This window comes from Candidatus Woesearchaeota archaeon (genome assembly GCA_030651375.1).
In the GTDB taxonomy this organism is placed as follows: Archaea; Nanobdellota; Nanobdellia; order Woesearchaeales; family UBA12501; genus JAUSFM01.
In genome coordinates this window covers 64,184-87,840 of the sequence record JAUSFM010000009.1, presented here as the reverse complement: position 1 = coordinate 87,840, position 23,657 = coordinate 64,184, and the positions used below count along the sequence as shown (strand labels likewise).

The window sequence follows — 23,657 nt, the reverse complement described above, 5'->3', positions numbered from 1 at the left end:
TGTGCGACGAGCAATTGGGTAATCACTTTTTTTCTATGCGCTTCTTTTGGTGAACAATATCAAGTGCATTTTCTGGAGAAACAACAGCAATGCCTAAAGTCTTTTCAGCGTCGGTACGCGCGCGGCCGGCAACCGCGCCGCCTTCTTGTGCTGTTTCAAGATTCTCGGTAAAACCGTGAACGTCTTTCTTGCGCGCTGCTTCAGTGGTCAGCCGTTCGCCCAGCATTGAAAAAATAAGTTCGAGGTCAGACATGTGGTCGCGCAGGTTTTGGTTCTTGAATTTCGGGTCAAGGCCTTTGATTTCCTTGTGCGTTTTGATGGGAACGCCAAATGTTGCCTGTGAAATCTCATTGGTGAGGATGGCGTACTCACGCTGTTCACCAACGCCTCTGTTTTTCCATTCATCGGTGAGTTCTTGGCGAATAGCAATTCCCCGAAGGCGCTTGTCAATCCAGTCTTGGGGATAGCCTTTCAGCTCATAATATTTTTTAATGCGGTCTTGGCCTAATTCCGGATTTTCGATTTCTTGGACGCGCTCGTAGCCGACTTGAGAGAGCCACATCTTAAACGTTTCTGCACGGGGAGAAGGTATTGTTTGGATGATTCTGAACATGTTTTTGGTGTTCGCACAGTCGGTTTCCCTTAGTTTACCATCCGGGGCGGGTAATTTCAACTGGTTACATTTTGTAACCACTTCACTTCCTTCCTTTAATAAACGATGTTTGAGAACTTTCCAGTAGTTCCGAGCATCGGGAGTATCAATGAGTACACCGATTATATCAACAACAGAGAAATACCATTCGTCATTATGCCAGATTCTTCGTATTTTCTTGTCTTCAAACACGACCAAAGCAGTTTTTTGATCCATTACTTTGTTGAGGGAGTGGTACTATATAAACCTCACGCGCATCTGTCCAGTGTCCAGTGCTACGGAGTTTGGGGCTTATGGCCTGTGATCGGGGGTTTTAAGGCAGAATGGGGATGTCCAGTGGGTGGGATGAACGGGGAGATTACTCGATAAAAAAAATGGAAAAAAGAGGCATGAGATCAAGATTGAGGGGGAATTTGTCTTTCATTTCTATGCAGTCCATAATGTTCGTCTCCTTTAATTTCTTCAAGGTTTTTTGCATCATTATGGTATTTATCTCCATCAATGTGATGGATATGATAACCTTGTTTTGGTTCCCTCCCATTTGCTTTTTTCCAAACCCACCTATGAACCAGCTTTGACAAAGAATATTTTTTGGGGTCAAGTCTTTCTTCATAAAAACATTCGTAGCCACCCAGATAGGGATTTTTAAAAACACGCCTATGGCTTGCATATTTACTTGGATATGGTTCCATAGAAACCGCAAATCTTTTTTTTACATTTTTCTCCATTTCAAGTGTTTCTTTAGTTATTTCTTCTGATAATTTTTGGATATTTTCCTTCTCTTGTTTTGTTAGACTAGAAAGTCTCTTTAATTCCTCCAATTCCTCTTCTTTTCTTAATATTGCATCTTGGCGTTCTTTTAAAACACTAAGTTCTTTATCGTATTTTTCTCTTTCTTTCTCCGCAGTTATCTGTTTTTCTTTTTCAACTTTTACATCTGCTTCTTTTTTTGCTTGTGTTGTTTTTCTTTTTTCCCTCATTATTTTGATGAAGATGAGTGCGCCGATAATAAGTAACATCGCCATAAATGTTAATCCGAAAAAGATATTATTATTCTCACATTTGGTGTTATCTTTTGATTGAACTTCAAAAAAGGAGCATTCGCAGTTATTATTATAGCAGTAATTGTTAGGAGAGCATATTTTTTCTATACACTTTCCGCTGCCACATTCGGAATTTATTTCACAGGTTAAGCCATCATCCATGCACACTTTTCCACCACATTCTTTACAGACAAGTTTATTTTTTTTAACTAATTCAAGTTTGTTAATAATTCCGGATGGTTCAATAATTTTGAACTTTAAATCTCGAATCTGCCCATCAGCTGTATGATGACTTATTAGAGTAACATACTGTTTAGGAGGTACAACGCCAGTAATTCCACCATTACTCCCCCCGTACCATGTCGAAAAAGTAGCATAACTAATTTCAACTGTTATGGGAAATTCGAAGGGGTTGTATACTTTGTGAGATTCAAAGTTATCATTCGACCCTATTATTTCCTGAGTAGGAGAACCATCTAATAACTCATTATTTAAGTACCAACCTTCTTCTTCCGTTGAATATTCAAGATTTGAAGTATATTGACACTCTAATCCTAAAACAGGATAACTAAAAAGTATAAAGTGCAGTATTAAGATGGTTGAGATAATAGATTTTTTAATCATAAAAAACAAAAAGTGATACCCCTATAAATGGATTTCTATCAAAGATTGGGTGAACTAAACAGGGAAATAGTTGAAGTAAAATAATCAATTTCCGCAACCTATATAAACCACCAGCACGGTTTTTCGTTTCATGCCAGCCATCATTTCCAGCGGTGAATCGCGCGACGTCAAAGAAGGCGAGCCCATCAAGGATGCCTGCAAAGAGTTGGGAATACCGTTCGGCTGCGAAAACGGCTTGTGCGGCACGTGCTACGTTGAAATAATCAGCGGCATGGAACACCTATCGGAACGCACCGAAGCAGAGGCGCAAATGGGGATTGATGAAAAGCACCGCTTGTGCTGCCAGTGCAAGATAAAAGAAGGGGATGTGGAGATTAAGTATTAACGCGCGGGGCTCCGAGCGAAGCGAGGATGCCCCCATTTTGGTCAAGCTTTTTTGCTTGCAAAAAAGGTTGGTTGAGATTAAGTATTAGGTGGTAGAAATTGGAATCCTCCAAAAACCGCGAAGACCTTCTCAAAAGTATCATCCATACCTGTCCCAAATGCAATTCAAAAAAAATTACCGTCGCTGAATATCAGGACATCATGTGCATGGTCTGCAAGGACTGCGGCTACGATGAACGCACTATTTACGACATCGTTCCTGAAGAGAGTACGTCCCAAAAGGTAAAAGCAGAGCACACGCCCTACAAAACCGGCGGAGCACAACGCAGCCAAAAGCACTAACTTTTTATACGCGGAAATCTCCACCAAATAGTGAGGTGAATCACATGCCACTTGAATCTGATCCGCGCGGACGAAAGATACGCAATGTAAAAAAGAAAGAAGACAGTGTTCTATTTGATGGCCCTCTCGGCCAAAATGTCCGCTTGTTAAGAAAAATAAAAGGGACTGACGGGAACAAGTTTTTGAAGAGCATCAAGAAAAAACTAAAGCTTTAAATGCTTCTTTTTCTCTTTTTTTGCCATGAACAGCGCCAGCATTGATACGGTGTACCAGATTCTTGAAAAAGAAGTCAAGAACTACAAGGTCCCGATTGTTGATTTAATCAAAATACAAACAAACGATCCTGAAAAGGTGCTCATTGCTACGATTCTTTCTGCCCGCACAAAGGACCAGACAACCGCAGCAGCCTGCAGAAAATTATTTTCCCGCATCCACCATGTCGCAGACCTCGGAACGCTTTCAGAAAAAGAAATCGAACAGCTTATTTATCCGGTCGGCTTTTACAAAACAAAAGCGCGCCATTTGAAACAGCTTCCGCTGGTACTACAGGAAAAATTTGGAGGAACAATTCCGCAGACCGTCGAAGAGCTTATCGAACTGCCCGGTGTCGGGCGAAAAACCGCAAACCTCGTCGTGGCTGTCGGCTTTCAAAAGCCCGGCATGTGCGTTGATACCCATGTCCACCGCATCAGCAACCGGTTGGGGTATGTCAAAACAAAAACGCCGTATGAAACTGAAATGGCGCTGCGGAAAAAACTGCCAAAAGAGTACTGGGAGAAAATTAACTCAATGCTCGTCGCCTTCGGCCAGCACACCTGCACGCCCATCAGCCCGCACTGCAGCCGGTGCCCAATACGAAAATACTGCAAGCAAGTTGGTGTGGTGACACAGCGGTAAATGGCAGGCCTATTTCTCAAAACTGAACGCCGCCGGTAAAGACTGAATATAATAGGTACGCGTTAAAGCAGAGAATGATTGCCGCAAAAAGGACTGCGAAGACGGTGGTTATTTTTTTATTGACCAAAGATTTCATAATTTTTTTGTTTGAGGTAAACACTAGGAGCGGAATCAGCGGAAGAGGTATCAGAAGACTCAACGCAACTTGACTCAGAACTAATATCTTCAGCGGGTCAATGCCGAGCACAATCGCGATGGTTACGGGAATCACGTTGATGCCGCGGGTGATGACACGGCGCACCCAGAGCGGAATTTTAAAATTGGTAAGCCCGTCCATGATTGACTGTCCGGCAAGCGTGCCGGTCACCGACGATGAGATGCCTGCGGATAACAGCGCAACGGCAAAGACGACCGCCGCAAACGTGCCAAACAAGGGTATCAGCGTTTTGTACGCTTCCTCCAGTGTTGCTACCGGCGCGCCGATATGGTAAAACGCAGCAGCTGACATAATCAGAATTGCCGCGTTGATTCCACCGGCAATCGTGAGGGAAACAACATTATCAATAAGGTGATATTTCAGGATTGTTTTTTTGTTGCCCAGTTTGCCGTTGCTGCTGATTATTTTATTTTTCAGCAGCCATGAATGCACAAAGAGCGCATGCGGCATGACCGTCGCTCCAATGATGCCAACGGCAATGAGCGCGCTCGCCGCCGTCAGTTTCGGCGTGATGGAATGAATGAGGATTGCAGAAATATCTGGCTTGGTGATGAACAATTCGTACACATACGCAAGCCCGATGATGGAGACAAAGACAACAAACACCTGTTCAAGCAAGCGAAACCGTTTTTGAGTGAGGAATATAATGACGAGCACATCGGCAATGGCAAGATACGTTCCATAAATGAGCGGAATGCCAAACAATAAGTTCAGCGCGACGACAATTCCCAAAAATTCAGCAAGGTCAGTCGCAAGAATCGCAACTTCTGCAAGGAGCCAATATGAGAGCACTGCCCATTTATTTTTGAAGCGTTCCTTGACGAGTTCCGGCAGGGAATAGCCGGCAATGCCGAGCTTGCCTGAAAGATATTGAAAAAGCATACCCATGCCCGAAGCAAGCCAAATCACCCAGAGAAGATCATAATTAAACGATGCTCCGCCGCTGATGTCGGTGCCCCAGTTGCCGGGGTCCATGTAGGCAACGCTGACGAGCAGCCCTGAACCAAAAAAAGTCCAGAAGTTTCTGTCTTTTAGACAGCGGAATGATTTGAGAAAGGAGAGCATGGTATTACTCCACAATCAAAATTCCATTCATTGCAGTATGCCCATTCCCACAATACACCGAGCAGGCAAAAGGAAAGATGCCTTTTTTATCGGCAACAAATTCAATGGTTACTTCTTCTCCCGGATCAAGCCGTTTATTGATATTGAAATCAGGAAACAGTAGGCCGTGAATTCCTTCAATCGTGCGTGCATGAATAACGACGGTGTCGCCTTCATTGACGCGAATAGTTGCAGGTGAAAATTCCCAGTTTTGCGCTGTTATGGTAAATTCTTTCACCGCGCCGGTAGGCACGGTGTTTGATTCTGGCAGCGTACTGCACCCTGCCAACAGAACCATGATACAGAAAAAAAGCAGCAGAAAAAGCTTAGCCATTTTTATTCCTCACACTACTAAAAATCCAGTCAGGTACATGACCAATAAGCCAATGAAAAATCCAATAACATTCGGCAGGGTAAAGATGGAAATCCATTTTCCTTTTTCTTCGGCAAGATGGCGTGCGATGTCAAACGCAACATCAAAAATCGCGCCGGCGCCGATGGCAAAGAAAAATACGCCCAACGCCGGACCGTATGAAAAACCGCCAATGAGCGTGCCAAGAATAGTTGGTATTCCTGCGAGAATGCCCATGCCGACAAGATGTGGAAGTATGCTGCGAAACCGTTCACCGCTGCGAGTGAGCGGCGTGACAATCGCAACGCCTTCGGTAACATTGTGCACCATGAATCCGATGACCAGCGTGGCGCCGAGCGCAATTTCACCAAACGCATAGGCGCTTCCAATGGCGAGTCCCTCGCCCAAGTTGTGCAACCCTATGCCCAGCGCAATGAGATAGCCCCAGACAAGTGCCTTGACATGCGCGCTTTTTTGCTTAACAAATTCAGTCCGGTAGCTGACTGCAGAAAGAACAAGAATCGAGAGCAGGAAGCCAATGACAAAGATGCCAACACCGTTCAGAGTTTCTGCAACTGACCCAACTAAGTCGAATGCTTCTTTGAGTGCATCGAATCCTAAAAAGATGAGCAGGCCGATGGTGAAGGCGAGCAGGAAACTGTACCATTTGCGGTGCAGTTGTTTAAGAAACGGAAACCACAACAAGCCAATAAGGACGGGAATCACACCGACATATAAGCCAAGCATGACAAATGTTTTGAAGTACAGCCAATTGAAGGTTGGCGTCAAAAAAGCAATCTCGACTTCTTTATCAAACGTCACGCCATCGCTGGCAATCAGCGTGAATCCAATCGGTTCGCCTTCAACCCAGGGATACACCAGATCAATTTTTCCGCGCTGCAGCGGCGAAAGCGTCGAGCTTGGTTCCATTTTAAAATTCCAATACACATCGTTTACAAGCACCTGTGAGACGGTGACTGGTTGCGGGCCGTCATTGAGCACATCGAGCGTAACCTGCTCTGGCGCGAACACGACGCGGTCAATGAAGACTTCTTCAATCGGCGGAAAGGATGCCTTAAAAACACCAAGCGGACCGAAGTTAACAAAGCTGAAGAGAAGAACCGCAAGTAACAAGAGCGGCAAAAGCCCCCGAACCCAGAGGTTCGCGCGGCGGCTCATTCTTCCACCTCAAACATACCCATCCATCCCTTGTCGGCAAACTCGGTTTTGTGGGAGTGGAACATGTACTGGCCGGGATACTTGAAACGCACATCAAGGATTGCACGTTCGGCCTGGCCAAGGATCAAAATATCAGTATAATCACTCGGCGTCAGGGTGGTGCCTGTGTTGTATTTGTCAAAAAAGTTTCCGTGAAGATGGAATGAATTAATCTGATCAATCTCGAGCATGTTGCTCAAGTGAATGCGAACCAGCTCGCCTTTTTTTACTTTGATAGGATGTTTCATGTAATAAAACGCAACCGTGTTGACAGCATAGACTTCATTTTCGCCGTCAAAGTTCGGATCAAAGCCATTCATCAGCATGACAAGTTCTGTGTTTGGCTTCGGCCGCGGGTCAGTTTTTGGGTCAACAATAAAGACGCCGTATAATCCCTTGGTGATGTGCTGGGCAAGGGGAACTGAATGGCAGTGGTACAGGTGGGTGCCAAACGGCTCGGCAGTGAATTCATACGTAAAGGTTTCACCGGGCAGCACCAGCTGGTGCGGCATGGAACCGTCCATCTCTGCCGGGTGGAAGCCGTGGAAGTGCATGGTGTGGGGTTTTTCTGCCTTGTTGGTGAAATAAATGCGGACCGTATCTCCTTCAGTTGCGCGAATCGTGGGGCCAGGAACTTGCCCATTATATGCCCATGCCGGAAAAAAAACACCGGGAGCGATTTCAATTTCTGTTTCTTCAGCATAAAACCAGTATTCGCGCAGCATGGTATCATCGGCGCGAGGAGTTTCTTTGTAGAATTTGGCGCGCTCTTCAGGGGGGAGATTGTCGAAGTTCCACGCCGTTAGATACACAGTCGGATCAATACCGGGAAATTCGCTTACCTCACCGACAGCGCCCATTTGCGCTTGTGCAACCGTGTGTAGATCGGCATAATCATCAGGCACGTGCTGACCATCAGTTTCGATGCTCGCCTTGCCCGGCTCGTGGCTTCCTTCTGATGCCTGAAAAAAAACGCTGGCAGTGACAACAAGAAAGAACAGCATAACAACAATTTTTTTCAGCACACGGCGATGCACAGCAAAAAAAGGCAACGAACGCTCAAAGCGTGAATTAAAGATACTGATAAGCCCGATAAGTCCAACACCGGCGCCAATGAGCGAGTGAATGACGTGAGGAAGGTTTATGCCAAAGGTTACTTTAAGGTGTACATCGTGAGGAAGAAAAAGAAATACAATGCCAGCTACGAAAAGCAGGACGCCGAGAAAGAAAGAACTTTTTGACATGATTACACCGCTGGTATCGCTGAGCCGTGCGGATCCGTGCGCGGATTCCCCAACAGTCGGCTTAACTTTTTGATTGCCTCATCGCTGAATGCGTGTTCCAATTTATGTGCCTCGGCGTGGATTTTCTTTTTGTCGAAGTTGAGCATGTCATGGAGAAACACTTCAATGATGCGGTGCTTGTAGGTCAGCGTACGCCCCAGAGCGCAACCGCGGGCAGTCAGGGAAAGCGTTGAGTACTGCGGCTTGACAAGTTTTGCACGCGACAGTTCCCGAAGCCGTTCAGAGACGGTTGATTTAGCGAGGTGCAATTCTTTGGCAAGCTCGACGGCTTTGACGGCCCGCCCCTGTTTTTCCTCCAAGCGATAGATCGCCCGAAGATAATCCTCTTTGGTCGCGGTGATCATAGAAAAGTTCGTATATGCGAACTTGTATATAAAGGTTTGTGTGATGAAAGGAATAGAGAAAATTAATGAACGTACGGTGAGCGAACTAAGACTTCTCGTTGCTCTTCTGCGCGTTGGCGCGACCAGTAATGGTTGAGAATGTCTGGCTGGGCTTCGGCAGCAATGCGAACAACAGTGTCTAATGAAGAACTGTTGTGGCGGATATTTTTGAGCACGGTTCTCCCGTCGCTCGTTTGGCGAAGTGTGCCGCTGGTAAACGGTCGTGTGGTTCCTTCTTGTTGTTCTTGTGTGTAGGCATCAAAAAATGCGAGGACTTGATAGGTCCAGCGGCACGTGCGCGCAAGTTCTTGCAGCCCTTTGCGTCCGTCCAATGCACGTATGCAGTCGCCGGTACCCTGCCCGTGAAGATAACCACTATTGGAGCGATTAAATATTCCAAGACGAACACGGCGCCGCAGTGGAAGATAGAGATAATCGCTTGTCAGTGTGGGAAATGGTTTGAAAACAGCAACCAATTCTGGCCGCGCCTGTTCCTCGGCGCGGAGCGCTGCAAGAACAATCAGCGCGTCGTCAGGTTCAACCTGCTTCAGGGGGGGGTCGAAGTCAGGAAAGTCGAGGAAGTCAGCCATAGAACAAGGAAAAATGAGGTTATTTATAAACATTCTGATATCACAAGCTTTAAATAGTAGTTTTGACTACAAGTAGTCAAGTGGTCACTATGGAACCAGACACAACACGCAGGATAGCAAGGGAAAGCGTTCTGCTTCTTGATGAGCTTCAGATTCATCTCAAGCACCGTGGTATTTCCGTTGCGCAAAAAACACTTATCGAAAAAAGCATTGAAATTGCGGCAGAACACCAAGAAGAGCTGGCAAGCCGACTTGGAAAAAAACAAGACAATACACGGGAAAGGATTACCCAATTACTGAAGAGCATCAAACCGATTGACTTAGGAAAAAACTGGCTTGAGGAGATAGACACAACACTATGAACACGGTAATTGTTGATTCAAACATATTCATCGGTCTTTGGTACAAAGGAGATCAGCATCGACAAAAGAGCATCGATATCATGAATCAGTTGCTCGATAAGAAAATAGGAAAGATGATTGTCACGAATTATGTCATTGTCGAAGTAATTAATTTTCTTATGAAGAAGGTACGCTTTGAAGATCTTCTCAAAGCCTACGTTTCCTTAACTGATGTTGAGCGGATTCAGGTCATGTACGTTGATAAAGTGATGCACTACGAAATCGGAAGATTGATGGCACAATACAAAACATTAACACTTACTGACTGCTCACTTATCGTCGCTGCACGTGAACTAAATGTGCCGATAATTTATTCTTTTGATGGAGGGTTTGACAAAGTTAGTGATATCGAACGAAGAGAATCCTGAATGGTTACTTAAAGCTCTTCCCACAATGGCAGTTATCAGTTGAATTGGGATTGTCTATCTTAAATCCGCTGCCCTGCAGCGTATCGACAAAATCTATTTTCGCATTGTTGAGCATAGCCAGACTTTCTTTGTCAACACACAGGTTTACGCCGTGCTTTTCAAGAATAGTATCGTCAGCAGTTGTCTTGTTGTCAAAAATAAAGCGGTACTGGAAGCCAGAACAGCCGCCGGGAATGATTCTGATGCGTAACGCATGGTCATCTTTCTTTTCTCTGCTGCGCAGTTCCCTGATTTTTGCAGCAGCGGATTCAGTGAGCGTGAGGTTATAGTCTTGTTTTGATTCTGTTTCAACAGGTGCAGGCGCCACGCTGCGCTCCTCTTCGATTTTGCCAATAACTTCATTCAGCTGGCGAACCGCCTCATCAATATCAGTGTCGCCCATGCCGTGGCCGGCAAAGCCGTCTTCCAGCGACTCATACGCACTCGCGCCGCAGCCAACGCAGTGCACGCCGAAGCCCATCAAGGTCTCAACTATTTCAGGATACGGATACTGCGCAACAATGTCACCGATGGTTGTTTCGCGGGTGATGAATTGTTTTGTGGTTGATTGGGTTGTTTGGGTTGTTTGGGTTGTTGTTTCTGCCATAAGAGTCACTATAGAGCGGGCATATTTAAGCCTTTTTATTTCAATGCCTTAAACTGTTTCTCAACTTCCTTCCAGTTCACCACGTTCCAGAACGCGGCAAGATAATCAGCGCGCTTGTTTTGGTAGCGTAAATAATAGGCGTGTTCCCAGACGTCGCATCCGAGCAAGGGAATTTTTCCGTCCGTGAGCGGGTTGTCCTGATTCGGCGTGCTGACTACTGCAAGTTTTCCATGATCTGCAACGAGCCATGCCCAACCCGAACCAAAGCGATTCAGCCCTGCGTTTGAAAATTCTTCCTTGAATTTTTCAAAGCTGCCAAATGTTTTCGTGATGGCGTCGCCAATTTTTCCGGTTGGTTCGCCGCCGGCTTTCGGCGCCATTATTTTCCAGAAGAACGAATGATTCAGATGGCCGCCGCCATGATTGCGAACAGCGGTTCGGATGTTTTCAGGAACTTCGTTTAATTTTTTTATCAGTTCAACAACGTCCATTGATTCAAATGCAGTCCCTTTAATCGCGGCGTTGAGCTTGTCAATGTAGGCCTGATGGTGTTTTGTGTGATGAATCTCCATTGTTTTTGCGTCAATGGTCGGCTCAAGCGCGCTGTAGTCATAATCAAGTTTTGGTAAGGTATGTGCCATGAGAATCAACCCCCAATGTGAGTATAAAACAGACATTTGCGGAAAGTATAAAAAGGTTTCCCTTTTCCCAGATGGCATGCCCAAAGAAATCTTCAAAGCAACGCTTACGGAAATAAGGTATCTCACGAATGACATCGCGTACTTTTCATTCGATGTGCCCGCCCAGTTTACCTTCACGGCTGGACAATTTGTACTCATAAAAATAACAAACAATGGCCAGACAAAAACAAAATCATACTCTATTTTAAATCCGCCGTCAGAAAAAGGAAAAATTGAGCTGTGCGTGAAAATTATTCCGGGCGGCTTTGCCTCTGACATTCTCAAAAACGCGCGAAAAGGTGAGGTGTTTGAGATGCAGGGGCCGTTTGGCTTTTTTGTGTTTGACGAAAAAAAAGCAGCAAAGGATGGAATGAAAAATTGGCTTATCTGCACCGGCGCCGGTATCGCGCCGTTCTATTCAATGCTGACGGAGCACGTTAAAAATAATCCGGCATTCCCGTTTACCCTGCTCTTTGGCTGTCGGACTCGAGGTGACATTTTGATGTATAGCGAGCTGAAAAAACTGGCGCAGCAGTACTCCAACTTCACCTATCTGGTCACGTTGTCGCAAGAGAAATGGAGCGGGCTTCAGGGGCGTGTGCAGCACCACGTGCCAGCTGAGTTGAATAACAAGATGTTTTATCTTTGCGGGTTTAAAGACATGGTGCTGGAAACCCAGCAGCTTCTGAAAAGCCGGAATGTCTCGCCGGAGAATGTTAAGATTGAGAGGTATACATAATATACATAAGAAAGAGAAACGTTTAAATACTCCCCTTCTGCCGACGGTTTCATGCGCTTCAATTTTCAGTTAGACAAAACAATTCAAGAGCTGGTAGAGCGAAAGCCAAAAACTGTGCTTGTCCAGCTGCCGCTCGGCATCAAGATGGACGTATTGGATATTATGGCGCCGCTGCAAACAGCAGTTCCCGCCACCCGATTTATTATTTCGGGAGAACACTGTTGGGGCGGGTGTGACATTGATTTGGACGAGGCAAAAGCAGTTGGTGCAGAACTGATTGTGCACTTTGGCCATGCGCCGTTTGTGAAAATCGATTTTCCGATTCTGTATGTGTATGTAGAAGACACCAAAGATTTGATGCCGCTGGCTGAAAAATCAAAAAAGTTTCTTGAACAGTACACAACCATTGGCCTTGTAAGTTCAATTCAGCACATTCACCTCATTGAAAAAATAAAACAGTTCTACGAACAGCACGGAAAAAAAGTATTCATTCCAAATAAGCAGGGCTATGCGCACGTCAACGGCCATGTGGTCGGCTGCGAATATGGCGGCTTGAAAAAAAGCAAAAAAGAAAACAATATTGAAGCAGTCGTCGTGCTCGGCAACCAGTTCCACGCGCTCGGCGCGGCACTCGCGCTGCCGGAAACACCCGTTATTTTGCTGGACACCTACAACGAGGACGTTGTGCTCATGGATGAAAAACGCCGCGAGATAATTACGCAGCGCGCCGCATCAATAGAAAAAATGAAAGAGGCAAAAACCGTCGGCATCATCATCGGCCTCAAGGTCGGCCAAAAATTCGGCGCGTACCAACTATTGAAAGAGGGTTTTGAAAAGCAAGGGAAAAATGTGTTGTTGATTACGATGAGAGAAATGACGCCGGACAAGATATATAATTTTTACACCGTCGATGGATTTGTCGAACTGGCCTGCCCAAGAATCGCCGTTGATGATTTTGAGCGCTACAAGAAACCGATTATTACCTTCAAAGAGGCGCTCGTTGTTCTGGGAAAAAATAAGTGGGAAGAATTGTTTACTGACGGTTTTGTATAGATTCGGCAGAAAGAGGAGTAGTTTCTAAGAAATAGGCAGGAAGCAAAACCATAGCCGTCTGCCGTTTTCCATGAACTCCAAAACTGAAATGCTGGGGCACAGACTGTTCGAGGTGTGTCTGGTGAAAAATCTTCTCGCCAACCGAGGTCACCAACCGGGAAGCAGAGCGATAGAGTTCTGGTTCTGAAAATAAGCGAGCCAAATTATTGACGATTGATAAAAATCGTGGATCGCTATAGCGCTGCTCAACAATACAAACATCAGGCTGTGCGAGTACCGCCCCATGCTCAAGAGGATGATAACCTGTTCGGGAGTCATGAATGCCTGAGATATAGTTTCCGGACAACACCAAAGGCACATACCTGCTCTGCGCATCTCGATAGGTTTTGACTGCAGCAAGATACGCAATCGACGCGGTAGAAAGCGGCTCTGAAACACCAATCTTTGCAGGAGCAACGCTGGAGAAAATTAATTCCGGGGCGGTTGGTAATGCTGCAATCGCTTCGTCAAGAGTACGCGCCTGGAGCACGGCACTTGAAGCTCGTGAGAACAGGCCATGTTGCCGGCCAGCACGAATGATGTACTCAAAAATACGGTCAGCATCACTGTCTTTTCCTGCCATGACAAGTACGCGTGGATTCATAAACTGTGACAGAAAAGAGGAGGTTTATAAGCGTTTCGATAATAAACTATTTAAAATACATTTCCCAGAACAGAGATATGCGCAAGAACAGCGAGGTTGCCAAGATTCTGTACCAAATTGCCGATCTTCTCGATATTCAAAACGTGCAATGGAAGCCGCAAGCATATCGAAAAGCCGCGCAGAGTGTAGAAAGTTACCCAGAAGATATTGCTGATGTTGCAAAAGAAAGGAAACTGAAAGACGTTCCCAGCGTTGGCGAACATATTGCGCAAAAAATAGAGGAGTATCTCACCACCGGAAAAAGCTTTTATTTTGAAAAGCTCAAAAAAGAAATGCCGGTTGCAGAAGAACTCTTCCATCTCGAAGGTATTGGCCCGAAAACAATCAAGTTGTTGTACCAAAAACTAAAAATAAAAACCCTCCCCGACCTCAAAAAGGCAGCACAGCAGGGAAAAATAAGCAAATTGGAAGGAATGGGCGAAAAAAAACAGCAGCAGATTCTGGAAAGCATCGGACGCCTGCAAACATGGGCACCTCACCGGTTCTTGTTGGGCGAAGCATCGCTGATGGTGGAAGATATTATTTCGTATCTGAAAAAAATGCAAGGCGTGGAGAAGGCGATGCCTGCCGGCTCATACCTACGCGGCAAGGAAACTGTGGGCGATGTTGATGTTCTTATCGTTGGGCAAAACAATAAAAAAATAATGGATGTCTTTGTGTCAATGAACGACGTGGCAAAAGTGCTGGCGCACGGCGAAAGCAAAAGCAGTATCCGTTTATCGAATGGACTGCAAGTGGACGCACGCGTGGTCAACAAAAACCAGTACGGCTCGGCACTGCAATACTTTACAGGAAGCAAAGAACATTCAGTTGCCCTGCGAAAACTGGCGCTCAAAAAAGGGCTGACCTTAAGCGAGTACGGCCTTTTCACCGTGAAAGGCAAGAAACGTGTTGCCGGCAAAACAGAAGAGGAGATTTATAAAAAACTCGGCATGCAATGGATGCCACCGGAAATGCGCGAGAACCGCGGCGAAATTGAACTGGCGCTGAAGCACAAGATTCCAAAACTGGTTGAGTTGCCTGACATCAGTGGCGATTTTCAAACACAGACCAACTGGAGCGATGGTGCACACAGCATTGAGGAGATGGCAAAAAAAGCCCAGCAGCTTGGCTGGAAATTTGTCACGATTACTGACCACGTCGGCGGCATGGGGATTGTCAACCCGCTAAATGAAAAACGGCTGACGAAACAGGCCGCGGAAATTGACAAAGCAGAGAAAAAAATTGGAATCCGCATTTTCAAGGGCGCGGAAATAGACATAACAAAAAACGGCGAGCTTGCGTTGTCAAAGACAGCGTGCAAGAAACTGGACGTCGTGCTGATGTCCATTCACTCGGCGTTTCGAATGCCTTCTTCAGAGATGACGAAACGGATTTGTACTGCAATGGAAAAGTATCCAGTCAATGTATTTGGCCATCCGACCGGACGGCTGATTAATCAACGAAATAGTGTTGAATTTGACGCTGACAAAGTGTTTCAGACGGCGAAAGATAACGGCGTATTTCTGGAAATCAACGGACAGCCCGCACGAATGGATTTGAATGATGTGCACGTTCATGCAGCACGCGAAATTGGCTGTTCGTTTGTGGTCAGTTCTGACGCGCACGCGAAAGAGCAGCTTGAGTATGTGAAATACGGCGTCATCACTGCACGCAGAGGATGGCTAGAAAAACGGCACGTGCTGAATACGAGGACGCTAGCGCAGATTGAGAAAGTATTGGAGAGATAACTATGTTCAAATTCAGCTTCAAAATACACCATCGCGGCTGTTTTGAGACCGAGTTGAGCAAACGATTTCCCAAGCACCACATCACGGTCGTTGATATCCAGTCCCGAAATCCAAAGGAGAAACAATATTTCTATTACATCAACGGTGATGAAAAACAGTTTGAGGGGATTATTGGCTTCCTCCAAAAAACAGGGGCATACAAGACCATAAAAGAAGTGGAGCGGTCAAAAGACACGCTGTTGCTCATCGTTGTTCTTCGCCAAAAAGGATTTGTCCAGAATATTATCCAGAAATATAACGGCTTTTTTATTGACCTGCACACGGTGCACGGCGGCTTTGAATACTGGCACGTCGGCGTTGTTGACCGTGATGCTATCAAGCTGATGCTTGCCGAACTGAAAAAAGCAGGCGCAGTGACGGTGCTTTCAATTGGCAAAGTTGATTTTTCCCACACCCTTCTTTCGCCGCAGCAGAAAAAGATTTTTCAATATGCGCATGAACAAGGATATTATCACCTGCCACGCAAAACAACAATTATGCAACTTGCACGCGGCTTGAAATTATCGCCGGCAACAGTCGGCGAGCATCTTCTCAAGGCAGAAAATAAACTGATTAATCGTGCCGCACAGCAGATTTAAGCATACCAGATATATCTGGTGAAATGGATAAATAGAACGAACAGTTCTTTTAGTCTGATACTACATGGATCTTGATACGTTTGTGACTGAAGCTGAAAATGCCTTGCGCGAAGTAGGCGTATTGAATCATGAGAACCGAGAAACTATCTTTGCTGAATTTCAACGGCCGCTCAACGAGTCGCAACGCTTTAAAGTGGGATTCAGGAATAAACTTGCATTTGCGCGGACTAAAACCGCAACGCAGGAAGTGCGCCTTAATCTCACCACAGAACACGGCGCCCTGTACCTACAAATGCTTGCTAAACGAGTCCGCACATATAGTGAACAAATACGCCACAACAAAACAGTTTCAGCAACATACCAAACCTCATTTTTCGAACCAGACCAAGCGAGAGAATTTGTACATGAAGCGTTGGAAGAATCTTTTCAGCGCTATTCGAAAGTCGCGTCGTATGTTATTTGTACTCTTTGATGGCTCCTGGAAGCAGGCGAAGGAGTGATTCGCTAATAACCTTTTTATACCCCGTTGGCGTATATTGTTCAAAAAGGAGGTGCTCTTATGAGCAAACAAAATCTTAATGCAACCGACCGCGTTCTGCGGTTCGCGCTGGCGTTCTGGTGGCTCGGACCGTGGAAATTGCAATTTGCCAACGAGTGGCTGAATTGGGCTGTGCTCGTCATCGGCTGGATTGCCTTGGTTGAAAGTTTCTGGGGCTACTGCTGGCTGCATGAAAAGCTGGGATTGAAATAAATTTTTTATTTATCTTTTTTTCTTATCCCAAAAATCCCCGTATCTTCCCGGCCGCCTCAATCTTGTCGGCCGACACGCGTTTCGCCTTGAATTCTTTGACAATCTCACTCGTGATTTTTTTATGGCCCTCGTGAACCGGTGCGCCAAAACGCTGCACTGCTTCAGAAACTGTTTTCTGGATTTCTTTGGGAAAAAAATCAAGCGTGTCCTTGTTCAAAAATTGTGCAGCGTCGCGAATATCGTATTCAAAGGATGGATAGGCATGATGCAATGTATCAACATCTTTCTCGGTCAGCGCGTGCATGCCCAGTAATTCAGGCGGCAAGCCGAGTGAATAAAGAGAACAGCAAAAGGGAATTGCACGGGGAAGATGCACGCCGGTTGTACTGCGGGAATATCCAAACAAGCCGATGTGCTGTTTTCGTTTTCTTCGGCGCGGCACAAATACAGAAAATTCGTTAATTATTGGTGCAAGCAGTTTTATTTGTTTCTGATACGCCGCCTCAAGTTTTTCAATAATGGGAAACAGAGCTTTTTCATCAACCGCGAACGGCTTTTTTGGTTTTGTCGCCTCAATCGCTGCAACGGCGTCCTTGACTTTTTGTTCGGGATAATCGTATTTGAATGCTGACTGGATGGTAAATGTTTGCACCGATGGGTACGCCGTAATGATTCGCTCAACGTTTGTCGGCTTGAGATTTCCCCGAAAGGGCGCCGAGCCGCAGCCAAGCGTCGGATGAATGTCAATGGAGAGTTTTTCAGACAACACGTCCAATCGCTGGAGCGCGATTTTCTCAATCAGCACGGTGGCGACTGAACCGTAATTCAGCGCCGGATCGCTTCGCGCAAGCCAGACGCGGAGATAATCCTTTATTTTTTGGCTGGCGATAAATTCCTTGCTCATGGTGTGGGCATTGAGCATTGAGTCCTTGTCTTCAAACAGTGGCATGATCCGCACGGTGTCAGGAGAAAATGTGCCGAGCCATTTTCCGATGGTGGTGTCATGGATGGTGCTGGTTTGCCTGCCGACAATATAGTGTTTATAATATTCAGCGATGCGGATAATGGAGGCTGACGACGAAACCATCGGCACTGCGAGCTCGAAAATCGGAGGAATGTCATTCTGGTAAAATGATTTTGCTGTATCGAAACTGAGGGGGATGCTTTCCAGCGTTTCAAGAAGTATTTTTCCTTCATTTTTTTCAACGTCAGGATTTGGCACGCGATAGGTCAGAAAAACATCCTTGCCGAGCTGTTTCTTTTTGAAAAAGTCAGGATAGTCCAGCAACAACTTGCGCACGACGCTGTTGTCAACGTCCTTGCCTTCAAAGTCCCACAACTGCTCGCGAATGCCCAATTCAACGAAGGCGTAGAACGCCTCGCGAACCTCGTCACTGTCACCAATGACACCGTTGGTGCCAAAAAAGGGCAGCGCCACGTTGTCGGGGTGCTGGGTGGACATGGTCCTTGAAAGATTCATAAAACAGGGAACAGAAAAGGTTGTTTAAATGTTTTATTACTTCATCATCCCCTTCAAATGCTCCATCGCACCCACCACATTCGGCACGAGCAGACCGTCTTTTTTCAGCTGTTCGAGCTTGTTGTAGGTATACCATCCGATTTTGTCGCACTTGTGCGGCTCGCAAATGGTTGGCTCGCCGTGAAGAATAGTGCAGTGATACAGATGGCAGTTGAACACGCCTTCAGGGGAGGGTGTATGATACACACCGATTTTTGTGCCGACAGAAACAGTCACACCAATTTCTTCGAGACACTCGCGAACCAGCGCTTGCTCATGCGTTTCTCCGGAATGTACTTTTCCGCCGGGCACTTCGATGCGCCTGCCATGTTTGATGTTATGAATTAGGAGAAGCCGCTTGTTCTGAATGATAACTGCGCCAGCAAGTGTTCCTTGTTTCATTTTTTCTTCCCATAAAACACACTGCATAAATCACTCTGCAATTTTTTGCCAAGCCGCTTGTTTTCCCCTGCGTCAATCTGTACTTCAACAAGGCACAACGCGCCGCTTTCGATTGCCTCTTTCAAGTTTGATTTTAATTCGCTAACTGTTTTCGGACAATACCCGCGAATGCCAAAACTTTCAGCGTATTTTTTGAAGTCAGGATTTCCCAACTTTGTGCCGACGGAGCGGCCATGGTGGTCTTCTTGTTTCCACGAAATCAGGCCATAATCAAAGTCGTTAAAGACAACAATCGTGTAGCCAACACCGATACGTTTTGCTGTCTCAATTTCATGAGAATTCATCATGAAGCCACCGTCGCCGGTTGCTGCAACAACATGCTTGCCCGGATGCGCCAATTTTGCCGCAACGCCACCGGGTACCGCAATACCCATGCTGGATAAGCCGTTGGAAATAATGCAGGTGTTTGGTGAATAAACAGGATAATTACGCGCAATCCACATCTTGTGCGCGCCGACGTCAGAAATGAGGATGTCGTCATCGCGCATGATGCTGCGGATGATATTTAGGGCGCCGGGCACGGTCAATGCCTGCCCTTCTTTCAAGTCGTATGATTCAATGTCTTTTTGTATGGCGTTGCGAATAGGGGCAAACCAGTTCTGTGCAAAAGAAATTTTTTCTTTTTTGAGGAGCGCGTTGAGTTCCCAGAGCATGCCGGAGATGTCGCACACCACTTCAATGTCCGGCTGATAATATTCATAGACTTCAGCAGGCAAAAAGTCAATATGCACAATTTTCTTTTTCTTGTCGGGGTTCCATGCCTGCGGATCGTATTCTCCAATATCGTAGCCAATGGTGATGATAAGGTCAGCTTGTTCAATCGCACACATGACATAATCACGTCCGCGAAGGCCGACGGCAAAAAGAGAATGCGGATTTTTGTCGCCAATCGCGCCTTTGCCCATAAAAGTTGAGACCACGGGAATATGTGTTGTTTCAACAAATTCAATGAGATGTTTTGAGGCGAGCTTGCGAATCGCGCCATTGCCAGCAATGATGAGCGGTTTTTTTGACTGCTTCAAAAGGTCAACGGTTGCCTGCAATGCTTTGTAATCCGGCGCAGACCGGCGAACCCGCTGCGGAACAATTGGCTCTTTTCCGGCAACCTTCAGTTTTGCGATATCTTCTGGCAATTCGAAATGTGTCGCTCCTGGCTTTTCAATTTCAGCCAGCTTGAATGCCTTGCGCACAATTTCAGGAATAATGTCCGGATGGTTTATCGACGTATTCCATTTTACAATCGGCTTGAACAAATTGACAATGTCAACAATCTGGTGGCTTTCTTTGTGAAGCCGGCGTGAACTTCCTTGTCCGGTGATGGCGACCAGCGGTGCCTTATCGAGATGCGCGTCAGCAACACCCGTAATAAGATTCGTTGCGCCCGGACCTAAGGTCGCGAGGCATACTCCTGCTTTCCCCGTCAGCCTTCCATAGACATCAGCCATGAACGCCGCGCCCTGCTCGTGGCGCGTTGAAATGAATTTGATGGATGATTTGTCGAGTGAAAAAAGAAGATCCTCGTTTTCCTCGCCGGGCAGGCCGAAAATATATTTGACACCTTCGGCTTCAAGGCATTGGACGAGAAGATCGGATGCTTTTATTTCCGGCAGTTCTTTTTTCATTGATGTTTTCATTGTTTCACCACAACACTTTTGGCGTTCATAAATTCTTTGATGCCGTATTCAGAAAGTTCTCTGCCGATGCCTGATTTTTTTACCCCGCCGAACGGCAGGCGCGGGTCTGACTTCACAAAGTCATTGATGAACACGAGGCCAGCGTCTATCTGGTGCGCAAGCTTTTTTGCTTTTGCTGTATTTTTTGTCCACAGGCTTGCGCCGAGGCCGAATTCTGTGTTGTTGGCTTCTTGAATCGCCTGTTTTTCAGTATCAACAATTATGAGCACCGCAACCGGGCCGAATGTTTCCTCGCTGCTGATGCGCATGGTTGGTTTCACGTTCGTAATAATAGTTGGCTCGTAGTACGCACCCTTTCTGTCAGCACGCTTGCCGCCGATGAGCACGGTTGCGCCCTGTGAAACTGCGTCGTTGACCAGCGCATCAATCTCATTGGCAAGGTCTTCCCGCGCCAGCGGCCCGACCGTTACGGTTTCATCGAGCGGATCGCCCATTTTGAGTTTTTTGAATTCTTCGACAAATAAGCGTTGGAATTCTTCAGCGACTTTTTTGATGACGATAAATCGCTTTGCTGCGATACAGCTCTGGCCAGTGTTTATCATGCGTGCATATGCGCCGATTTTTGCCGCCGCCGCAACATCGGCATCTTCCAAAACAATGAAGGGGTCAGAGCCGCCCAGTTCAAGCACCACTTTTTTGATGTTTCGCCCTGCTGCCTCACCCACTTTTTGCCCTGCGGCATTGCTGCCGGTTAATGAAACCGCATCGACAAGGTCTGCATCAATCAGTTTTGTTGCCGTTGCACCGTCGATAAGGAGTGTTTTGAAGCAGTGCTCTGGCAAGCAGGATTGGCGAAAGAGTTCTTCAAGCGCAAGCGCGCATTGAGGAACATTGCTCGCGTGTTTTAAGACGACAACGTTGCCCGCGGCCAGCGCCGGAATGGCGCAGCGCATGGCCTGCCAAAAGGGAAAGTTCCACGGCATGATGGCAAGAATCACGCCCATGGGCTCGAATGAAACATAACTTTTTGCCGCATCTGTTTTTACTTTTTTATCCTTGAGAAATTTTTTCGCGTTGGCGCAGTAATAATCACAGACTGACGCGCATTTTTCAGCTTCTGCAATGCCCTGTTTGATTGGCTTGCCCATTTCAAGCGCCATGAGCCGGCCATAGTCTTTGCTGTTTTTTTTGAGGTTCTCGCCGACATGCTTGATGATTTCAAGGCGATACGAAAGTTTCGATGTTTTCCATTTCTGCCATACACTCCTCGTTTTTTTTACTTCCACGGCTGCTTGTTCAAATGAAAGTGCTTGAAATTCTTTGAGAAGCTCGCCAGTTGCCGGATTGAGGGACTGCATCATCGTATCACCGTTTGATTTGTAATTTTCAGCAGGTGGTTCATGATTTATATTGTTTGTGATGATTGGTTAAATAAACCCTTTGTTCCGCTAATTTTATAAACTCCCCAGCCAGTGTATATAAAAATATAAAAAAACCATTAAGAGGTGTACTCTATGTGTATTGCAAAATATGTGCAAAAGCATCACGATTCGTTCTTTTTCGTGATTCGGCTGCTCGCTGGTTTTCTGTTTTTCTCCCACGGCGCGCAGAAATTATTGGGCTGGTTTGGCGGCCAACAGGTTCCGTCCCTTGCTTCGCTCATGGGCGTTGCCGGCATTGTTGAACTTGCAGCAGGCCTTGCGATTTTGGTCGGCTTGTTCACGCGGCTTGCCGCAGTGGTGAGTGCTGTCCAAATGCTGGTTGCATACTTTATGGTGCACGCTGGCGGCGGCTGGAATCCGCTCGTGAACAAAGGCGAGATGGCGATTCTGTATCTCTGCCTGTTCCTTGCGCTGATGCTGCACGGCAACGGCAAATGGTCGCTTGAAAAGGCGCTGCTGAAGAAAGAAATTTTCTAAATTTTTTATTTTATTTTTTATCTTTTTTGTTTGTTTAAGAAGTTCAGAATTCAAAAATGGTTTCTCCTGTTTCTCGTGCTCGGTTGGTGTATTTGACTACAAGGTCTCGCAGGCCAGAATGATTTGGTTGATCTTCTAAGTCAACAAAATCGGTTGAGTGTGGAGAGCTGTTATCATACGGAAAACTCAAGATTCTCGTACGAGGAGCGCCAAATACTTCTTCAATTTTTTGCCGGGTTACTTCAAAACTAGTGCCGTCAGCCCCTAAAGAATAGGTGTCTAACAGAGCAAAAGGAAGAGCTATTCCGGGAAAACTAACTAAAACATGGGAATTTTCAAATAGGGTTTCATAGCCTTTGAAAAAATCCCGTGCCGCAGCAACATATCCTTTTTCTCTTTGCGGCAGGCTGCGTGAATCAAGAAGAACATAGGCGAAATCATTTTCAGTGTCATGCAATACACAATACACTCCTGATGCATGAGAGTCGAGAGGGACATACGGTGCATCGGGTGAAGCCGTAATAATCAAAGCTGCTGCCAAACCTACTGTGCGGTCAAGCCGTGCAGCAGCTTGTAATGCTTGGGCGACATAGCGTTCAGCACGCTGAAAAAAAGGAGGATCGTCCGAAGTTGAAAAATCAGGAAGACTTATTTTATCGCGGCCAATTTCATCCACTTGGTGCACTCGGTTAGGTGGAATAGCCAGGACATCAATAAGAGTGGACGTAGGATAGCCCCATATCCCACCGATATATGTATACTGACGATTAAGAATGCGACAATGACTTTCAAGTACATGGCCGGAGGAGTGAGAAGTGGTGAGGAGACGATCAGTCGCACCTATAACACCCGATCCACCGACAAGAACATATTCTCCCCGGTCAACATCAACCAACAACAATTCAACACCGCCATCAGCCGGAAGCGGCGGAAGAGAAGAAATATCAACACGGGCTTCAAGAGAGGATGGTGCAGAATGAGTAGGCTCTAAACCGCGCAGCATGGATCCACGCACCGTTGGTTCTGCCGGTGAATATCCGAAAGAATGTAGAGGTGGTGAAACAACACCAGATTTATCCGGGCGTACATCAAAGTGTGATTTCTGCGAACCATAATCAGGTTGCGTGTTTGATTTATAATCATCAGACCGACCATCAGATCGTGATTCCCAAACTGGAGAATTCGGACCAACAGGTTTCGGGCCTTTGAGATAGCCCGGCGAATGTTTATACGCATTCTCAAGACTACGTTCTCTTTGTTTTTCTGCTTTTTCTTTCTGCCGTGCTTTTTTGCTCATTTGTTTT

General features: G+C 46.2%; 29 protein-coding genes. 13 read left to right on the top strand and 16 right to left on the bottom strand.

Going from position 1 to position 23,657, the window contains the following annotated elements:
- Nucleotides 1-22 precede the first annotated feature (22 nt).
- Together Q7R76_02750 and Q7R76_02745 are read right to left on the bottom strand one after the other, a co-directional pair.
- Entirely contained in the window at nt 23-868 is an 846-nt protein-coding gene (locus tag Q7R76_02750) for a BRO family protein (GenBank protein MDO8642489.1), read from the bottom strand.
- A gap of 179 nt (nt 869-1,047) precedes the next feature.
- Nucleotides 1,048-2,319 (bottom strand): HNH endonuclease signature motif containing protein, encoded by a 1,272-nt coding sequence (locus Q7R76_02745; protein ID MDO8642488.1) that lies wholly within the window; start codon nt 2,317-2,319, stop codon nt 1,048-1,050.
- Nucleotides 2,320-2,449: 130 nt separating this feature from the next.
- Between Q7R76_02745 and Q7R76_02740 the strand changes: the two genes are divergently transcribed.
- The 4 genes from Q7R76_02740 (at nt 2,450) to nth (ending at nt 3,942) form a co-directional block, all read left to right on the top strand.
- Complete coding sequence (locus Q7R76_02740) at nt 2,450-2,704, top strand: 2Fe-2S iron-sulfur cluster-binding protein (GenBank protein ID MDO8642487.1); 255 nt, start codon at nt 2,450-2,452, stop codon at nt 2,702-2,704.
- Between the two features lie 98 nt (nt 2,705-2,802).
- Nucleotides 2,803-3,045: a hypothetical protein gene (locus Q7R76_02735; GenBank protein ID MDO8642486.1), complete on the top strand. Its 243-nt coding sequence runs from the start codon at nt 2,803-2,805 to the stop codon at nt 3,043-3,045.
- Between the two features lie 44 nt (nt 3,046-3,089).
- Complete coding sequence (locus tag Q7R76_02730; GenBank protein ID MDO8642485.1) at nt 3,090-3,260, top strand: hypothetical protein; 171 nt, start codon at nt 3,090-3,092, stop codon at nt 3,258-3,260.
- Between the two features lie 25 nt (nt 3,261-3,285).
- Nucleotides 3,286-3,942: an endonuclease III gene (nth, locus tag Q7R76_02725; GenBank protein MDO8642484.1), complete on the top strand. Its 657-nt coding sequence runs from the start codon at nt 3,286-3,288 to the stop codon at nt 3,940-3,942.
- Nucleotides 3,943-3,958: 16 nt separating this feature from the next.
- Here the strand turns inward: nth and Q7R76_02720 are convergent, their stop codons facing one another.
- The 6 genes from Q7R76_02720 to Q7R76_02695 form a co-directional block, all read right to left on the bottom strand.
- On the bottom strand, nt 3,959-5,224 hold the full coding sequence (locus Q7R76_02720) for an Nramp family divalent metal transporter (protein ID MDO8642483.1): 1,266 nt from the start codon (nt 5,222-5,224) through the stop codon (nt 3,959-3,961).
- 4 nt (nt 5,225-5,228) lie between these two features.
- Nucleotides 5,229-5,597, bottom strand: coding sequence for a cupredoxin domain-containing protein (locus tag Q7R76_02715; GenBank protein ID MDO8642482.1), 369 nt, complete (start codon nt 5,595-5,597; stop codon nt 5,229-5,231).
- Nucleotides 5,598-5,606: 9 nt separating this feature from the next.
- Nucleotides 5,607-6,794 (bottom strand): metal transporter, encoded by a 1,188-nt coding sequence (locus Q7R76_02710; GenBank protein ID MDO8642481.1) that lies wholly within the window; start codon nt 6,792-6,794, stop codon nt 5,607-5,609.
- Entirely contained in the window at nt 6,791-8,077 is a 1,287-nt protein-coding gene (locus tag Q7R76_02705) for a multicopper oxidase domain-containing protein (GenBank protein MDO8642480.1), read from the bottom strand. Before Q7R76_02705 ends, Q7R76_02710 begins: the two co-directional genes overlap by 4 nt.
- Nucleotides 8,078-8,079: 2 nt before the next feature.
- Nucleotides 8,080-8,481 (bottom strand): metal-dependent transcriptional regulator, encoded by a 402-nt coding sequence (locus Q7R76_02700; protein ID MDO8642479.1) that lies wholly within the window; start codon nt 8,479-8,481, stop codon nt 8,080-8,082.
- A 62-nt stretch (nt 8,482-8,543) separates the two neighbouring features.
- On the bottom strand, nt 8,544-9,110 hold the full coding sequence (locus Q7R76_02695) for a hypothetical protein (GenBank protein MDO8642478.1): 567 nt from the start codon (nt 9,108-9,110) through the stop codon (nt 8,544-8,546).
- An 80-nt stretch (nt 9,111-9,190) separates the two neighbouring features.
- Between Q7R76_02695 and Q7R76_02690 the strand changes: the two genes are divergently transcribed.
- The gene (locus Q7R76_02690) at nt 9,191-9,472 is read left to right on the top strand and encodes a hypothetical protein (GenBank protein MDO8642477.1); all 282 of its coding nucleotides are present in this window, start codon (nt 9,191-9,193) and stop codon (nt 9,470-9,472) included.
- The gene (locus Q7R76_02685) at nt 9,469-9,879 is read left to right on the top strand and encodes a PIN domain-containing protein (GenBank protein ID MDO8642476.1); all 411 of its coding nucleotides are present in this window, start codon (nt 9,469-9,471) and stop codon (nt 9,877-9,879) included. The genes Q7R76_02690 and Q7R76_02685 overlap by 4 nt, the downstream gene beginning before the upstream one ends.
- 4 nt (nt 9,880-9,883) lie before the next feature.
- Here the strand turns inward: Q7R76_02685 and erpA are convergent, their stop codons facing one another.
- Entirely contained in the window at nt 9,884-10,525 is a 642-nt protein-coding gene (gene erpA / locus Q7R76_02680) for an iron-sulfur cluster insertion protein ErpA (GenBank protein ID MDO8642475.1), read from the bottom strand.
- Between the two features lie 35 nt (nt 10,526-10,560).
- On the bottom strand, nt 10,561-11,166 hold the full coding sequence (locus Q7R76_02675) for a superoxide dismutase (protein ID MDO8642474.1): 606 nt from the start codon (nt 11,164-11,166) through the stop codon (nt 10,561-10,563).
- 76 nt (nt 11,167-11,242) lie between these two features.
- Between Q7R76_02675 and Q7R76_02670 the strand changes: the two genes are divergently transcribed.
- Both Q7R76_02670 and dph2 read left to right on the top strand, forming a co-directional pair.
- Nucleotides 11,243-11,944, top strand: a complete 702-nt coding sequence (locus tag Q7R76_02670; GenBank protein ID MDO8642473.1) for an FAD-binding oxidoreductase — start codon at nt 11,243-11,245, stop codon at nt 11,942-11,944.
- 51 nt (nt 11,945-11,995) lie between these two features.
- Nucleotides 11,996-12,997 carry a diphthamide biosynthesis enzyme Dph2 gene (gene dph2, locus Q7R76_02665; protein ID MDO8642472.1) on the top strand — a complete coding sequence of 334 codons (1,002 nt, stop codon included), beginning with the start codon at nt 11,996-11,998 and terminating at the stop codon, nt 12,995-12,997.
- Here the strand turns inward: dph2 and Q7R76_02660 are convergent.
- Complete coding sequence (locus Q7R76_02660) at nt 12,978-13,640, bottom strand: hypothetical protein (protein ID MDO8642471.1); 663 nt, start codon at nt 13,638-13,640, stop codon at nt 12,978-12,980. The two genes, dph2 and Q7R76_02660, sit on opposite strands and share 20 nt — an antisense overlap.
- A 77-nt stretch (nt 13,641-13,717) precedes the next feature.
- Here Q7R76_02660 and polX point away from each other — a divergent pair, with 77 nt between their 5' ends.
- From polX to Q7R76_02640, 4 genes are all read left to right on the top strand, one after another.
- On the top strand, nt 13,718-15,430 hold the full coding sequence (polX, locus tag Q7R76_02655) for a DNA polymerase/3'-5' exonuclease PolX (GenBank protein ID MDO8642470.1): 1,713 nt from the start codon (nt 13,718-13,720) through the stop codon (nt 15,428-15,430).
- Nucleotides 15,431-15,432: 2 nt separating this feature from the next.
- Nucleotides 15,433-16,068: a helix-turn-helix domain-containing protein gene (locus Q7R76_02650; protein MDO8642469.1), complete on the top strand. Its 636-nt coding sequence runs from the start codon at nt 15,433-15,435 to the stop codon at nt 16,066-16,068.
- Nucleotides 16,069-16,132: 64 nt separating this feature from the next.
- The gene (locus tag Q7R76_02645; GenBank protein MDO8642468.1) at nt 16,133-16,540 is read left to right on the top strand and encodes a hypothetical protein; all 408 of its coding nucleotides are present in this window, start codon (nt 16,133-16,135) and stop codon (nt 16,538-16,540) included.
- Between the two features lie 87 nt (nt 16,541-16,627).
- Nucleotides 16,628-16,819 (top strand): DUF2892 domain-containing protein, encoded by a 192-nt coding sequence (locus Q7R76_02640; GenBank protein MDO8642467.1) that lies wholly within the window; start codon nt 16,628-16,630, stop codon nt 16,817-16,819.
- A gap of 22 nt (nt 16,820-16,841) precedes the next feature.
- Here the strand turns inward: Q7R76_02640 and ppcA are convergent, their stop codons facing one another.
- The 4 genes from ppcA to Q7R76_02620 are packed head-to-tail and all read right to left on the bottom strand — an operon-like array spanning nt 16,842 to nt 21,843.
- A complete protein-coding gene (gene ppcA / locus Q7R76_02635) occupies nt 16,842-18,299 on the bottom strand; it encodes a phosphoenolpyruvate carboxylase (GenBank protein ID MDO8642466.1) in 1,458 nt (485 codons plus the stop codon).
- Between the two features lie 36 nt (nt 18,300-18,335).
- Entirely contained in the window at nt 18,336-18,740 is a 405-nt protein-coding gene (locus Q7R76_02630; GenBank protein MDO8642465.1) for an NUDIX hydrolase, read from the bottom strand.
- Nucleotides 18,737-20,434 carry an acetolactate synthase large subunit gene (locus tag Q7R76_02625; protein MDO8642464.1) on the bottom strand — a complete coding sequence of 566 codons (1,698 nt, stop codon included), beginning with the start codon at nt 20,432-20,434 and terminating at the stop codon, nt 18,737-18,739. The genes Q7R76_02630 and Q7R76_02625 overlap by 4 nt, the downstream gene beginning before the upstream one ends.
- Nucleotides 20,431-21,843, bottom strand: coding sequence for an NAD-dependent succinate-semialdehyde dehydrogenase (locus tag Q7R76_02620; GenBank protein MDO8642463.1), 1,413 nt, complete (start codon nt 21,841-21,843; stop codon nt 20,431-20,433). Before Q7R76_02620 ends, Q7R76_02625 begins: the two co-directional genes overlap by 4 nt.
- A gap of 105 nt (nt 21,844-21,948) precedes the next feature.
- On the opposite strand from Q7R76_02620, the gene Q7R76_02615 reads away from it, so the two are divergent.
- A complete protein-coding gene (locus Q7R76_02615) occupies nt 21,949-22,353 on the top strand; it encodes a DoxX family protein (protein MDO8642462.1) in 405 nt (134 codons plus the stop codon).
- Between the two features lie 43 nt (nt 22,354-22,396).
- On the opposite strand, the gene Q7R76_02610 is transcribed toward Q7R76_02615, so the two are convergent.
- Nucleotides 22,397-23,650 carry a hypothetical protein gene (locus Q7R76_02610; protein MDO8642461.1) on the bottom strand — a complete coding sequence of 418 codons (1,254 nt, stop codon included), beginning with the start codon at nt 23,648-23,650 and terminating at the stop codon, nt 22,397-22,399.
- Nucleotides 23,651-23,657 lie beyond the last annotated feature (7 nt).

What these genes read in the sequence shown, in the direction of transcription:
- Q7R76_02705 (MDO8642480.1), bottom strand. Translation starts at nt 8,077, where the DNA reads ATGTCAAAAAGTTCTTTCTTTCTCGGCGTCCTGCTTTTCGTAGCTGGC.
- Q7R76_02700 (MDO8642479.1), bottom strand. Translation starts at nt 8,481, where the DNA reads ATGATCACCGCGACCAAAGAGGATTATCTTCGGGCGATCTATCGCTTG.
- Q7R76_02740 (MDO8642487.1), top strand. Translation starts at nt 2,450, where the DNA reads ATGCCAGCCATCATTTCCAGCGGTGAATCGCGCGACGTCAAAGAAGGC.
- nth (MDO8642484.1), top strand. Translation starts at nt 3,286, where the DNA reads ATGAACAGCGCCAGCATTGATACGGTGTACCAGATTCTTGAAAAAGAA.
- Q7R76_02670 (MDO8642473.1), top strand. Translation starts at nt 11,243, where the DNA reads ATGCCCAAAGAAATCTTCAAAGCAACGCTTACGGAAATAAGGTATCTC.
- Q7R76_02660 (MDO8642471.1), bottom strand. Translation starts at nt 13,640, where the DNA reads ATGAATCCACGCGTACTTGTCATGGCAGGAAAAGACAGTGATGCTGAC.
- ppcA (MDO8642466.1), bottom strand. Translation starts at nt 18,299, where the DNA reads ATGAATCTTTCAAGGACCATGTCCACCCAGCACCCCGACAACGTGGCG.
- Q7R76_02730 (MDO8642485.1), top strand. Translation starts at nt 3,090, where the DNA reads ATGCCACTTGAATCTGATCCGCGCGGACGAAAGATACGCAATGTAAAA.
- Q7R76_02745 (MDO8642488.1), bottom strand. Translation starts at nt 2,319, where the DNA reads ATGATTAAAAAATCTATTATCTCAACCATCTTAATACTGCACTTTATA.
- Q7R76_02645 (MDO8642468.1), top strand. Translation starts at nt 16,133, where the DNA reads ATGGATCTTGATACGTTTGTGACTGAAGCTGAAAATGCCTTGCGCGAA.
- Q7R76_02750 (MDO8642489.1), bottom strand. Translation starts at nt 868, where the DNA reads ATGGATCAAAAAACTGCTTTGGTCGTGTTTGAAGACAAGAAAATACGA.
- Q7R76_02610 (MDO8642461.1), bottom strand. Translation starts at nt 23,650, where the DNA reads ATGAGCAAAAAAGCACGGCAGAAAGAAAAAGCAGAAAAACAAAGAGAA.
- polX (MDO8642470.1), top strand. Translation starts at nt 13,718, where the DNA reads ATGCGCAAGAACAGCGAGGTTGCCAAGATTCTGTACCAAATTGCCGAT.
- Q7R76_02685 (MDO8642476.1), top strand. Translation starts at nt 9,469, where the DNA reads ATGAACACGGTAATTGTTGATTCAAACATATTCATCGGTCTTTGGTAC.
- Q7R76_02715 (MDO8642482.1), bottom strand. Translation starts at nt 5,597, where the DNA reads ATGGCTAAGCTTTTTCTGCTGCTTTTTTTCTGTATCATGGTTCTGTTG.
- Q7R76_02625 (MDO8642464.1), bottom strand. Translation starts at nt 20,434, where the DNA reads ATGAAAACATCAATGAAAAAAGAACTGCCGGAAATAAAAGCATCCGAT.
- Q7R76_02675 (MDO8642474.1), bottom strand. Translation starts at nt 11,166, where the DNA reads ATGGCACATACCTTACCAAAACTTGATTATGACTACAGCGCGCTTGAG.
- Q7R76_02615 (MDO8642462.1), top strand. Translation starts at nt 21,949, where the DNA reads ATGTGTATTGCAAAATATGTGCAAAAGCATCACGATTCGTTCTTTTTC.
- Q7R76_02640 (MDO8642467.1), top strand. Translation starts at nt 16,628, where the DNA reads ATGAGCAAACAAAATCTTAATGCAACCGACCGCGTTCTGCGGTTCGCG.
- Q7R76_02695 (MDO8642478.1), bottom strand. Translation starts at nt 9,110, where the DNA reads ATGGCTGACTTCCTCGACTTTCCTGACTTCGACCCCCCCCTGAAGCAG.
- Q7R76_02710 (MDO8642481.1), bottom strand. Translation starts at nt 6,794, where the DNA reads ATGAGCCGCCGCGCGAACCTCTGGGTTCGGGGGCTTTTGCCGCTCTTG.
- Q7R76_02720 (MDO8642483.1), bottom strand. Translation starts at nt 5,224, where the DNA reads ATGCTCTCCTTTCTCAAATCATTCCGCTGTCTAAAAGACAGAAACTTC.
- Q7R76_02650 (MDO8642469.1), top strand. Translation starts at nt 15,433, where the DNA reads ATGTTCAAATTCAGCTTCAAAATACACCATCGCGGCTGTTTTGAGACC.
- dph2 (MDO8642472.1), top strand. Translation starts at nt 11,996, where the DNA reads ATGCGCTTCAATTTTCAGTTAGACAAAACAATTCAAGAGCTGGTAGAG.
- erpA (MDO8642475.1), bottom strand. Translation starts at nt 10,525, where the DNA reads ATGGCAGAAACAACAACCCAAACAACCCAAACAACCCAATCAACCACA.
- Q7R76_02630 (MDO8642465.1), bottom strand. Translation starts at nt 18,740, where the DNA reads ATGAAACAAGGAACACTTGCTGGCGCAGTTATCATTCAGAACAAGCGG.